At 33.8% G+C, this 12,924-nt stretch carries 12 protein-coding genes and 1 pseudogene; all 13 read left to right on the top strand.

Annotation, left to right across the window (positions count from 1 at the left end):
* Positions 1-4 precede the first annotated feature (4 nt).
* The 13 genes and pseudogenes from GTZ96_RS11820 to GTZ96_RS11760 all read left to right on the top strand — a co-directional run bounded on the left by GTZ96_RS11820 (position 5) and on the right by GTZ96_RS11760 (position 12,393).
* Positions 5-1,135, top strand: a complete 1,131-nt coding sequence (locus GTZ96_RS11820) for a glycosyltransferase family 4 protein (protein WP_161644137.1) — start codon at positions 5-7, stop codon at positions 1,133-1,135.
* Positions 1,132-2,037, top strand: a complete 906-nt coding sequence (locus tag GTZ96_RS11815) for a hypothetical protein (protein WP_161644136.1) — start codon at positions 1,132-1,134, stop codon at positions 2,035-2,037. The genes GTZ96_RS11820 and GTZ96_RS11815 overlap by 4 nt, the downstream gene beginning before the upstream one ends.
* On the top strand, positions 2,034-2,855 hold the full coding sequence (locus GTZ96_RS11810) for a glycosyltransferase (RefSeq protein WP_161644135.1): 822 nt from the start codon (positions 2,034-2,036) through the stop codon (positions 2,853-2,855). Before GTZ96_RS11815 ends, GTZ96_RS11810 begins: the two co-directional genes overlap by 4 nt.
* Positions 2,856-3,767, top strand: a complete 912-nt coding sequence (locus tag GTZ96_RS11805; protein WP_161644134.1) for an NAD-dependent epimerase/dehydratase family protein — start codon at positions 2,856-2,858, stop codon at positions 3,765-3,767.
* Positions 3,757-4,305, top strand: coding sequence for a dTDP-4-dehydrorhamnose 3,5-epimerase (gene rfbC, locus GTZ96_RS11800; RefSeq protein ID WP_161644133.1), 549 nt, complete (start codon positions 3,757-3,759; stop codon positions 4,303-4,305). Before GTZ96_RS11805 ends, rfbC begins: the two co-directional genes overlap by 11 nt.
* 223 nt (positions 4,306-4,528) lie before the next feature.
* Positions 4,529-5,209, top strand: coding sequence for an Abi family protein (locus GTZ96_RS11795; RefSeq protein ID WP_161644132.1), 681 nt, complete (start codon positions 4,529-4,531; stop codon positions 5,207-5,209).
* A gap of 18 nt (positions 5,210-5,227) precedes the next feature.
* Positions 5,228-5,431: pseudogene (locus GTZ96_RS11790) on the top strand (dTDP-4-dehydrorhamnose 3,5-epimerase family protein); the annotation flags it as partial.
* A 270-nt stretch (positions 5,432-5,701) separates the two neighbouring features.
* On the top strand, positions 5,702-6,493 hold the full coding sequence (locus tag GTZ96_RS11785; RefSeq protein WP_181033182.1) for a hypothetical protein: 792 nt from the start codon (positions 5,702-5,704) through the stop codon (positions 6,491-6,493).
* A gap of 125 nt (positions 6,494-6,618) precedes the next feature.
* Positions 6,619-7,482: a dTDP-4-dehydrorhamnose reductase gene (rfbD, locus tag GTZ96_RS11780; protein WP_161644130.1), complete on the top strand. Its 864-nt coding sequence runs from the start codon at positions 6,619-6,621 to the stop codon at positions 7,480-7,482.
* A 134-nt stretch (positions 7,483-7,616) separates the two neighbouring features.
* Positions 7,617-8,666: a dTDP-glucose 4,6-dehydratase gene (gene rfbB / locus GTZ96_RS11775; RefSeq protein WP_161644129.1), complete on the top strand. Its 1,050-nt coding sequence runs from the start codon at positions 7,617-7,619 to the stop codon at positions 8,664-8,666.
* A gap of 676 nt (positions 8,667-9,342) precedes the next feature.
* Positions 9,343-10,215: a glucose-1-phosphate thymidylyltransferase RfbA gene (rfbA, locus tag GTZ96_RS11770; RefSeq protein ID WP_161644128.1), complete on the top strand. Its 873-nt coding sequence runs from the start codon at positions 9,343-9,345 to the stop codon at positions 10,213-10,215.
* 57 nt (positions 10,216-10,272) lie between these two features.
* Complete coding sequence (locus GTZ96_RS11765; RefSeq protein ID WP_161644127.1) at positions 10,273-11,226, top strand: MraY family glycosyltransferase; 954 nt, start codon at positions 10,273-10,275, stop codon at positions 11,224-11,226.
* 30 nt (positions 11,227-11,256) lie between these two features.
* On the top strand, positions 11,257-12,393 hold the full coding sequence (locus tag GTZ96_RS11760) for a DegT/DnrJ/EryC1/StrS family aminotransferase (RefSeq protein WP_161644126.1): 1,137 nt from the start codon (positions 11,257-11,259) through the stop codon (positions 12,391-12,393).
* Positions 12,394-12,924 lie beyond the last annotated feature (531 nt).

Raw genomic sequence — 12,924 nt, 5'->3', positions numbered from 1 at the left:
ATAAATGAAGAATATTCTTTTTATTACTCATTCAGGAAAAGCTGGAGGTGCACAGAATGTATTGAGTTTTGTAATTAATAATACGTTTGAAGATAAAGAATATAAGAGATATGTTATTTATCCAAAATTTCAAGGTTTAGAATTTGTAAAATTGTTAAATACTGATATTTATGCAGAATCAGTATTTTACAGATCAAATTCCTCTAACACTTTTAAAAGTATTGTTTGTAACATAATTAATATTCCAGGATTAATCTATTTAGTATTATTTTGTTATTTAAATAAAATAAAAGTAATTTATATAAATTCTACCGTAAATTTTATTGGGATTGTTTTATCATTTTTAACCCCAACTAAAGTTATATGGCATGTACATGAACAGCCTAACGAAAAAGTAAAAATAATTCCGAATTATTTTCGAAAAGTTTATAAAAAACTCTTCCTTTCAAAGAAAATCAACTCAATTTTTGTTTCAAATTATAGTGTGAAAAGCTGGGAAAAGACACTTTCTATAAAAATTTCTAAAGCTAATATAGTTTACCCCCCTGTTAGAACTCCAGTAACTGTTTCTAAACAGCTAGATAAAAATGAATTTTGTTTTGGTTTTTTAGGAGCATTGGTAAGAGAAAAGAATATTTTAACACTTTTAGAAGCATTTGATGAAATTCTTAAAAGAAATTTAGGAGAAATCAAATTGATAATTGCCGGAGAAGGAATATTACGTAATGAAATAATTGAAAAAGTAATAGAGTTAAACATTTCAGATAAAATTGAATTACTTGAATATAATAGTGATGTTTCTCTATTTTTTTCTAAGATTGATGTATTAGTCCAGCCTTCTTATAACGAATCTTGGGGATTAGTAGCTCTTGAAGCATTATCATATTCTAAGGCTGTTATTATGACAAGAGAAACTGGATTGAGAGAAATTTTGGTTGATGGTAAGGATTGCTTGTTTATTGATCCACTTAAAAAAAGTGATCTAATGGAAAAAATGATTTTTTTACTAGATAATAAGACAGAATGCCTAAATCTTGGGCATAATGGATATAAGAAATTTAAGTCATTTGAATTTAACGATACCTTCAGTAATTCTATAAAAAATATTTGTGATTATGAAAAAAATAATAAATGAAACAATATTCTAAATATGCTTTTTATACAATAATTTTAACTGAATTATTATTGCTTCCAGTTTATTTCATGATTAATTATATGAAATGGAACTTTGGAAAGTATAGAAAAAAAAACATTCCATTAAAAATAAGAAAACCAGTACTTGGCAATTTTGTAAAAGTGTGTGTACACGAATGGGGTGGGTATAAAGGTAAAAGAGAAAAAATAATTAAGAATATTAAAGAATTTGAATGTGGTTTGGATTATCAATTATCAAGATTTCTTAAATATAAAGGAAAGTATGATGTTGATTTAACAGTAACAGTTTCGGAATCTTCTTTAATGGATAAAAAAATTGAAAATGTAAATGTAATTGAAGTTTCTAATGTAGGTATGGACTTCTCTGGATATGAAAGATTCTATGATAGGATTAAAGAAATTGATAATCAATATGTTATTTTAAGTAACAGTTCAGTGAACAAGTTGCAGAAAGAATTTATCGATGGATATCTTGATTATTTTAAAGAAAATACTTCTATCGGAATGATGGGGATATCTGTAAATTCAAAAATTTATCAAAGTTTTATTATAAATAACTATAATCCTCATTTACAGAGTTTTTTTTTACTAACCACAATAGATGTTTTACGAGAAGTGGTTGAAGTTAATGGCAGTTTTCCAGGTAAGGGAATTAATCATAAATTATTGTTAATTAGAAAAGGAGAAGTTGCTTTGTCTACAATAGTTCTTAACTTAGGATATAAATTAGCTGTCGTTCTGGAAAATGGGACTCCTTTTTTATTTGATAAAAGTTCTTTTGCAGATAATGGCAAATCTTCGTGGAATATCGATTTTGGGGATTATAGAATAAATGCAATAAACCCTAATGCAATAAATCCAATTAAAAATATATATTTATGAACAACAGAATGCTTTCGGCTTCCATTGTGCTATATAACACTGATTTATTTGAAATTAAGAAAACTATTGATAGTATTTTTAATCAAAATTTGGATATTAAACTTTTTTTAATTGATAATTCACTCTTCGATAATTTGCGTGAGTTAAGTAATGATGCACGAATAGAATATATCCACAACCCTGCTAATCCAGGATTTGGGGCTTCGCATAATATAGCTATAAATAAAGCAATTCAATCGGGCTCTCAGTTTCATTTTATTGTAAATCCGGATATTTATTTTGAAGGAGATGTTGTTTCGGTAATGTTAGAATATATTGAAGAGGATGAGTCAATAGGAATGATGATGCCTCAGATTCTAAATGAAGATGGTAGTATTCAGAATTTACCCAAACTTTTGCCTAGTCCGTTTAGTATATTGAAAAGAAAAATTAAAAAACCAACAAAGGCATATGAGAAATTCATCAACAAATATGAATTAAGAGAAGTGCCAAAAGATTTTATCTACAATGCACCTGTGCTTTCAGGATGTTTTACTTTGCTTAATTTGGATGCTATAAAAAAAGTGGGGATGTATGACGATAACTTTTTTATGTATTTTGAAGATTGGGATCTTTCCAGAAGGATGCATCAGCAATATAAAACTATTTATTTTCCGAGAGTTTCGGTTTATCATGGTTATGATTCGGGAGCAAATAAGAGTCGTAAATTATTTAAAATATTTGTAAATTCTGCAATAACTTATTTTAATAAGTGGGGTTGGTTTTTTGATTCTGAAAGAGAAAAAATAAATAAAGAAGCTTTATCTCAATTTAAGTAAATGAAAATTTCTATAACAGGGGCTTCAGGATTTGTAGGAATCAATCTTTTAGAATATTTAAAATTTCCCCATGAGCTAAAGACATTGAGTATTCGTTATCAACCTGATCAAACATTTGAAATTAATGCAGATGCCTTAATTCATCTTGCAGGCAAAGCACACGACTTAAAGAAAGTGTCTCATCCGCAGGACTATTATGAAGCTAATTTTGAGTTAACCAAGCAATTGTTTGATACTTTTTTGCTTTCAGGTGCCAAGGTTTTTATTTTCATGAGTACTGTGAAAGCAGTTGCCGATGAAGTGAAAGCAGTATTAAGCGAAGATGAAATACCGAATCCTAAAACGCATTATGGTATTGCTAAATATCAGGCCGAGCAATATATATTAAATAAGGAATTGCCGGAAGGCAAACGGGCGTATATACTCAGGCCTTGCATGATTCACGGTCCCGGAAATAAAGGGAATTTAAATTTATTATACCAATTGGTTGCTAAAGGATTGCCTTGGCCATTAGGAGCTTTTGAAAATAAAAGATCATTTCTGAGTATAGAAAATCTTTGTTTTGTGATCAAAGAATTGTTAAATAATGAAGCGATTCCTTCCGGAGTTTATCAGGTAGCTGATGATGAATCCTTGTCCACGAATGAATTGATTCAATTGTTAGGAACAACTTTAGGAAAAAAATCTATCATTTTTAATATTCCTTCTTCCTGGATTAGAAAGATTGCAAAATTTGGGGATTATCTACACTTGCCTCTTAATTCGGAACGGTTGCAAAAACTAACCGAAAATTATGAGGTGAGTAATCAAAAGATCATAGCTGCTATTGGAAAACCTTTGCCAGTTAAGGCTAAGGCAGGATTATTACAAACATTCGAATCATTTAAAATAAAAAATAAAAATGACCATTGAAAAAACAACAATAGAAGATTTAGTAATCATCAACCCCACCGTATTTGAGGATTCGCGTGGGTATTTTTTTGAGGCCTACAATCAGGCGAAATTCCAGGAGAATGGAATTAATTATCAGTTTATACAAGACAACCAGTCTTTCTCTAAACGAGGGGTGATTCGAGGATTGCATCTGCAGATTAATCCTTTTGCTCAGGCAAAATTAGTTCGTGTTCTTGAAGGAGAAATCCTGGATGTAGCGGTAGATTTGCGTAAAAATTCACCAACTTATGGAGAGCATGTGAGTGTGGTATTAAGCGCTGAAAATAAAAAGCAATTAATGGTGCCGCATGGTTTTGCACATGGTTTTTCGGTTTTGAGTGAAACAGCTTCAGTATTATACAAAGTAGATCAGTTGTATCATAAGGAAAGTGAGAGAGGAATCCGTTATGATGATCCTGTATTAAATATTGATTGGCAATTGAAACCGGAAGAAGTTATTGTTTCGGAAAAGGATATTATTTTGCCTAGTTTTAATGACATCGATTGGGAGTTTTAGAAGGCAGTTGTGTCTTTCGGCAAGCTCAGGATGACGGGGAGAAGTTGTGTGTTGTCGGTTATGGGTTTAAGGGTTTAAAAGTTTAAGGTTTGGCCTGGTTGTAATCAAAAGGAGCAGGCTTATAAAAAACGAAACCCATTAGTTTGAATTTCTTCAGGGACTAATGGGAATAAGATAGTGCAAAGATAAAACAAATAAGTGATTTGAGCAAACAATAAAACAAATGAGGTATAGTGACTTTGAAAGTATAATGACTCCTGCACGTATGAATCGCTATTTAATAGCTTGTAGAGGTAATTCGAGAAAAGCAATGACACTTTACAGGAAAAATCTACAATTGACCCAGGAACTTTTTACCGTGATAAGTTGCTTTGAAGTGGCATTAAGAAATGCTATTGATACCAAGTGTGTTTTAACTTTTGGTAATGATTGGTTGAGAGATGGGGCAATTGGAGGAGGAATGTTTGATAACGGAAAATGTCGTATGACTTCAAAAAACATTAATGAGGCAATGGGTAAATTAAACAACTATACCCATTTCAAATTAGTGGCTGAACTGGGTTTTGGATTTTGGCGGTTTATGTTTGCCCAAAATCAATTTAATGCAACGAATAGAATTCTTTTAAAAGTGTTTCCTTCAAAACCAATTTCAACACCAGCTTTACAGTACAACAACACTTATATTTTTAACCAACTTGCAAAACTAAATGACATCAGAAATAGAATGGCCCATCACGAGCCCATTTGCTTTTTGCCAGGTCAGCCAGTAAAAAGTACAACGTATGCAAGACAACATTATAATATGATTTTACAACTTTTTCAATGGATGCAAATAAATGAATCGGCACTGTTATATGGGCTTGACCATATAAATACCGTTTGCAACGAAATTGATAATCTGTAAAAAAAAAAACGTGGTTAAGAGCAATTGATGGTTCCACATGGATTTGCACACGGTTTCTCGGTTTTGAGCGAAACGGCCTCTGTGATGTACAAAGTAGATCAGTTGTATCACAAGGAAAGTGAGAGAGGAATTCGTTATGATGATCCTACGTTGGCGATTGATTGGCAGCTGAGTCCGGATGAAGTTATTGTATCGGAGAAGGATATTGATTGGGAGTTTTAAAATGCGAATTGTCACGAATTATCACGAATTTATCTAATCTAAATCGAGAATTAGCATTATATGGGTTGTCAGTTATGAGTTGTGAGTTGTCGGTTATGAGTTCCGATAGCAATCTGGATAAGTAGTCAGTTGTCGGTTGTGAGTTCTCAGTTGTGGGTTCCGATTCCGATAGCCATCGGGATGGGTTATGGGGTGCGTCTCTCGACTTAGCTCGAGATGAACTGTTTTATAATAATGCTTCAAAATGCATTAAAAATTCAGTTAAAAATAATGAATATAATTCTTATTTTTAAAAGAAAAGATATGGCAAAAGCATTTGGACCTGTTCAAATTGTTGGTACACTTGATGATTTGAATTTTTATATTACCCCTGACGGTAATATAGTTCGGGAAAAAGGAAAAACGGGCAATAGCAAAAAGAGCTTTAAAGAGAATCCTATTTTTACTCCTATGAAGCTGCATAGTAAAGATTTTGGTCTTTGTGCCAAAAAAGGGCGTATTTTCCGGCAGCTGGTTAAAGCATTTTATGATCATGCCAAAGATGGTTCGATAGCCGGAAGAACCAATCAACTGTTGCACGCAATTATTAAAGAGGATAAGGAGCATGAGCGCGGACAAAGGCAATTGCATACGGGAATGCAGTCGGCAGCAGCTTTGGAGTTTTTGACCGGTTTTGAAGGTAATAAGGGAAGACCACTTACCAAAGTCTTAAAAAAGAAGATTGCTTTTAACTGGGAAAAGAGAGCGATTAGTATTAAAACTATTAATCCGTTGCAACATATCGATTGGCCTGCTGAAGCCAGTCAGGTACATTTTCAAATCGCAATGGCTAATTGGGATTGTGTCAATGATACTTATGAAACGGTTTACAGTAATGAAATTGTATTGGAAAAGAAAGCAGGAGTTTGTCAGTTGGCTTTTGAACTAAGTCCACCAGAAAATAAAGATTTATGGCTTGCTTTTATCCACGTTAAATTTAGTAGTCGGATTTACAATACATTGAAAGTTTTGCCAAGAAAATTTAATACGACCACGTTGCTAGGCACCCAGCTTTTTAATTGAAGACTCGGTTGTGGGTTGTCAGTTGTCGGTTATCAGTCCCGATAGCTATAGGGATGAGTTGTACACGCTTAAAGGAAGTTTATAATTTGGATTAATTCGTTTTAATTCGTTAGATAAAAAAATAAATGAAAAAAATACTAATTACAGGAGGGAATGGACAATTAGGGTCGGAATTACGACTTTTATCAAAAGCATATCCCCTATTTGAGTGGATTTTTACCGATTATCAGGAATTGGATTTGTGTAATCTGGAAAAATTAGAAATAGAATTAACTAATATTAATCCTCAAATTATCATCAACTGTGCGGCACATACCGCGGTTGATAAGGCCGAATCGGAGTTTGATTTGTCGGATGTGTTGAACCATCAGTCGGTGGCGGTATTGGCTCGATGGAGTCATGCGAACGATTGTCAATTGGTTCATGTTTCGACGGATTATGTGTTTGACGGAACGGCATCGACAGCCTTGACTGAAACAGCCCAACCTAATCCAATAAACGTTTATGGTGTTACTAAATTAGCGGGAGAACAGGCTTGTTTACGTGAAAATCCAAACGCCATTATTCTCAGAACTTCGTGGGTCTATTCCAGTTTTGGGAATAATTTTGTCAAAACAATGTCACGCTTAATGGAAGAACGTGATAGCTTAAATGTGGTAAACGACCAAATAGGAAGTCCAACCTATGCGGCCGATTTAGCGCAAGCCATTATGACAATATTGACACATGATATCTGGGAAGCCGGAATTTATAACTTCTCTAATGAAGGAGAAATCAGTTGGTACGAATTTGCCTTGGCAATACAAGAAATTGGTCAGTTTGATTGTGCCATCAGTGGAATCCCTTCATCAGTATATCCTACACCGGCGAAACGCCCACAATATTCTTTATTGGATAAAACTAAAATCAAAACCACTTTTGGGGTGGTGGTTCCTGAGTATAAAGAGAGTTTGAAAAAATGTATGGAACTTTTAAAAGTTAGAAGTTAGAAGCTGGAAGTTAGTAAATTTCTTTTTCCACCCTTTAGGGAGGGGAAAGAAAAAGAAATTTAGAGGTAGAGGAAAACAAAAAAAGAATTTATTAATTCGTGTCAATTCGGATTAATTCGTAAAATTAGAAATAAATGAAAAAAATACTAATTACCGGTGGTGCCGGATTTATAGGTTCGCATGTTGTGAGACGTTTTGTAAATCAATATCCGGAATATCAAATTTTTAATTTGGATGCCCTGACTTATGCAGGGAATTTGGAGAATATTGCCGATATTGAGAAAGCACCTAATTATACTTTCATCAAGGGAGATATTGTTGATGCTCCTTTTTTAGATGAATTGTTTGCTGAATACCAATTTGATGGTGTATTGCATTTGGCAGCCGAATCGCATGTCGATCGTTCAATAACTGATCCGTTAGCCTTTGTAAAAACGAATGTCATTGGAACAGTGAATCTGTTGAATGCTGCTAAGGCTATCTGGCATGGCAATTACGAGGGGAAACGTTTTTACCATATCAGTACTGATGAGGTTTATGGAAGTTTGGGTGCTGAAGGGCTGTTTACAGAAACGACTGCCTATGATCCGAATTCTCCTTATTCGGCTTCGAAAGCCAGTTCCGATCATTTTGTCAGAGCTTATGGAGAGACTTATGGTTTGCCGTATGTTTTGACCAATTGTTCCAATAATTATGGACCGTTTCATTTTCCTGAAAAGTTAATTCCGTTATTTATTAATAATATTATTCAAAATAAACCTTTACCAGTTTATGGTGATGGTAAATATACCCGTGACTGGCTGTTTGTTGAAGATCATGCTGTAGCAATCGATTTGGTTTTCCACGAAGGTAAAAATCATGATACTTATAATATTGGTGGTTTTAATGAATGGCAAAATATTGATTTAGTAAAGTTACTTTGCAAGATAATGGATGAGAAATTGGGAAGAGCTGAAGGAACTTCAGCGCAATTGATTTCCTATGTTAAAGACCGTCCAGGGCATGATTTGCGTTATGCGATCGATGCAAATAAAATAAACAAAGAATTAGGATGGAAACCTTCGGTTACTTTCGAACAAGGATTGGAAAGAACCATTAATTGGTATTTGGAGAATCAAACTTGGCTGAATAATGTGACTTCAGGGGCTTATGCTTCGTATTATGAAAAGCAATATTCTAATTAATTCTAATTTTATACGAATTTATACGAATTTCACGAATGGATTTTCGTGCTAAAATACTTAATGAAACGGTTGTGTATATGTATTTAAAATGATTAACTCATTGGTATCCAAAGTTTTTTTTTGGTATAATTAACCACGTTGAATTACTGTCAATGACGTTTTATTGAAAATGAAAATTAGGGTTTACTAATTTTCTTTTTTAGCTCACTTAACTTTTATTATTAAGTGGTGTTCGCTGAATCTTCGATTTGTCTTGATCAAAAAAGAAACAAAAAAATCAAGTCTTACACTTCCTCGTCGGTCAAATTAGTTTTCGAATTAGCTTCGCTCTGTTCGCCTTCGGCTCGAGTCTAAAAGAAAAGAACTCTCCGCCGCGGCGGATCAAACAGCTTTTCTTTTTACGTATTCTTCAAACATTTGACGCTCGACTGCGGAAGTTAAGGACGATTTTAACAGGGAAATAAAAGCAATTTAATTTATAATTAGATACAAACATAAAAGTCATTTTGTATTCCTTTTTTTGTAAAAAATAAGCTTCGAACTGACGAAAAAATCATTATCAAAAACTAATTATCTCCAACGGTTTAAGATTTAAAACAATGTTGCACGTTATGAGTTTGGTGTTTTTTAAAATAACCCCAAACTCATAACCCATAATAACCCATAACTAAAAATAATGAAAGGAATTATACTAGCCGGAGGATCCGGTACCCGTTTGCACCCCTTAACATTGGCAATGAGTAAACAAATGATGCCTGTGTATGATAAGCCCATGATTTATTATCCGTTATCTACTTTGATGATGGCGGGGATTCATGAAATATTAATTATTTCTACTCCTCATGATTTGCCTAATTTCAAAAAATTATTAGGTGATGGTTCTAATATTGGTTGTCAATTTAGTTATGCAGAGCAGGCTGTTCCTAATGGTTTGGCACAAGCTTTTGTTATTGGTGAAGAATTTATAGGATCGGATAGTGTTGCTTTGGTATTAGGAGATAATATTTTCTTTGGATCGAATATGCATGAATTGTTACAGTCGAATACTAATCCTGATGGAGGGGTAGTTTTCGCCTATCATGTTTCGGATCCGGAGCGTTATGGAGTGGTAGAATTTGATGAGAATCACAAGGCTCTTTCGATTGAAGAAAAACCATTGAAACCTAAATCGAATTATGCTGTACCTGGCTTGTATTTTTATGATAATTCTGTGGTAGAAATTGCCAAAAATATTCAACCGAGTGCCAGAGGGGAATATGAAATCACCGATGTAAATAAAGTCTATTTAGAAAAAGAAAAATTAAAAGTTGGTATCTTGAGTAGAGGTACAGCCTGGTTAGATACAGGTACTTTTAATAGTTTAATGCAAGCAGGTCAATTTGTACAGGTTATTGAAGAGCGTCAGGGACTAAAAGTAGGCTGTATCGAAGAGATTGCCTGGCGACAAGGGTTTATCACCGACAAACAACTCAAAGATTTAGCCGAACCTTTGAAAAAATCAGGCTATGGTGAGTATCTGTTGGGCTTATTGAAGCATAAGAGTTATTAGCTGTTAGCCATCAATGTTTAATTAATACAAAAAGATTTCAGTCATCATTTTTATATTATGCAATACCTTATCTTATTTTTATTATTTCTACTTATTGAACTTCTCTATTTCAAAATTGCGGATCAATACAATATCATAGATAAACCAAATAGCAGATCATCTCATACTTCGATTACGTTACGTGGTGGGGGGATTATTTTTCCAATTGCAATAGTTGTCGCTTTTTGTATGGGATATGTTTCTTGGTCAATAATGCTGGCAGTAATATTGGTTGCAGCAGTCAGTTTTATTGATGATATTAAGCCCTTGTCACAATTGCCTCGTTTTGGTTCTCATATAGTGGCTGTTGTTTTAGTCTTTTATGATTTAAACCTATTTGTAGAATCATTGTGGTTAATCCCTGTTTTATTTGTACTGCTTATTGGTTGGGTCAATGCGTTTAATTTTATGGATGGGATTAATGGAATAACGGTTTTATATGCAGTAACGGCTATCGTCAGTTTTTCTTTTTTACCTGTCAATGAAGCCAGTTTGCCATTATTAATTACTATGGGATTGTCATGTCTTGCTTTTGGGATATTTAATGTTCGAAAAAAAGCAAAAACTTTTGCAGGAGATGTTGGCAGTATCAGTATGGCACTTTTTTTAGGCTATTTTATGATTAAGACCATTATTGAGTCCGGGCAATTTGGGTATATCCTTTTCTTTTCCGTTTATGGGATTGATGCCATTATCACCATCATGAACAGATTACTTAAAAAAGAAAATATATTTCAGCCACACCGTTCCCATTTGTACCAATATCTGGCCAATGAAATGGGCTACTCTCATATTTTAGTTTCCTTAATTTATGCAGGATTTCAATTGGGAATAAATGCGGTTATTATTTATATGGATAGTAAAGGAAATTTAAATCTATTGGTTACTATAGGACTTTTATTAACTTTGACTTTTGGTTATTTAGGGGTTCGTAACTTTGTTATTTGCAAAATGGACTTGAAGCATTCCTAATATAGATTTCTTTTTTTATATTTTATAAATATGTCTAAGGATAAAATTTGGCTTTCCCCTCCTCATATGGGAGGCAGTGAACTGAAGTACATTCAAGAGGCATTTGATACCAATTGGATTGCTCCGGTAGGTGCTAATCTTGATTGTTTTGAAGCAGATTTAGAAAAGTATTTGAGTAACCGATATGTGACTCTTTTGAACTCTGGTACAGCAGCAATTCATTTGGGGTTAATATTATTAGGGGTTCAGGCTGGGGATGAAGTACTCTGTCAAAGTATGACTTTTGCCGCTTCAGCGAATCCAATTCTCTATTTAGGTGCTAAGCCTATTTTTATTGATAGTGAAATAAAGACTTGGAATATTTGTCCCGTTGCACTCGAAGAAGCAATAGTAGATCGTATAGCCAAAGGTAAAAAGCCCAAAGCTATTATAGCGGTGCATTTATATGGTGTTCCATATCAAATCGAATTGGTCAGATTGGTGGCTGATAAGTATAGTATTCCTATTTTAGAAGATAGCGCAGAAGCTTTAGGAAGCTGTTATAAGGGAAAAGCTTGCGGTACTTTCGGAGATGTAGGTGTCTTTTCTTTTAATGGGAGTAAAATTATCACGACTTCAGGAGGTGGGGCATTGATTGCTTCTTCGAAAGTATTAAAGAACAGGGCGCTGTTTTTAGCGACACAAGCTAAAGACAATGCTCCTTACTACCAACATAGTGAAGTTGGCTATAATTACAGAATGAGTAACATTTGTGCCGGTATTGGTAGGGGGCAAATGGAAGTTTTGGATTCTCATATCGATTTGAGGAGGAGTATGCACGAATTTTATGTGGAATTATTCAATACTATTGATGGAGTCGAAGTTTTTACCGTGCCTAATGACGATTATTTTGCAAATTATTGGCTAAGCACAATCTTAATCGATCCCTTAAAAACAAATGGAATTAACTGTGAAACCCTAAGACTGGCCTTTAAAGAAGCTAATATTGAATCCCGTCCTTTGTGGAAACCCATGCACTTGCAACCTGTTTTTTCGACTTGTCCTTTTTATGGTGGTATTGTTGCTGAATCTCTTTTCAAAAAGGGGCTTTGTTTGCCATCCGGATCGAATTTAACCAACGAAGATCGAATGAGAATTAAAACGGTTGTTTTAGAATTGTTTAAATAATTATTAAAAGACATCAATTCGAGACTTAGTTTGCAGACTAAAAAAACAGTTTAAATTATGCTAGTTTTGCATTCAATTGTGCCCTTAGCTTCCGCAGTCGAGCGTCAAATGTTTGAAGAATACGTAAAAAGAAAATCTGTTTGAGCGTAGCGAGTTCTTTTCTTTTAGACTCGAGCCAAAGGCGAATAGAGCGAAGCTAATTCGAAAACTAATTTGACCGACGAGGAAGCGGAAGACTTGATTTTTTTGTTTCTTTTTTGATCAAGCAAAAAAGAAAATTAGTAAGCTGTAATTTTTCATTTAATGAAAACACTATTATTAGTGTTTTGTGTAGTCCCGAGACTTCGGACGGAACAAAACTTCTCGATACACTACGCTACTAGAAGTGACGCATATAGAGAGCCGTTTTTTAATCTCTTGGGTTTAATTCCTCGAAGCTCTGCTTCGACTCTTTTTTTGTAATATTGTGTTGTGAGCGAGTATATACATAAAAGTCATAATGTTTCAGTTTTGTTATATCATTTTGTATGT

Source organism: Flavobacterium undicola (assembly GCF_009909155.2).
GTDB lineage: Bacteria > Bacteroidota > Bacteroidia > Flavobacteriales > Flavobacteriaceae > Flavobacterium > Flavobacterium undicola.
Note: the sequence above shows the minus strand (reverse complement) of the source record. Positions and strands in the feature narration are given on the sequence as shown.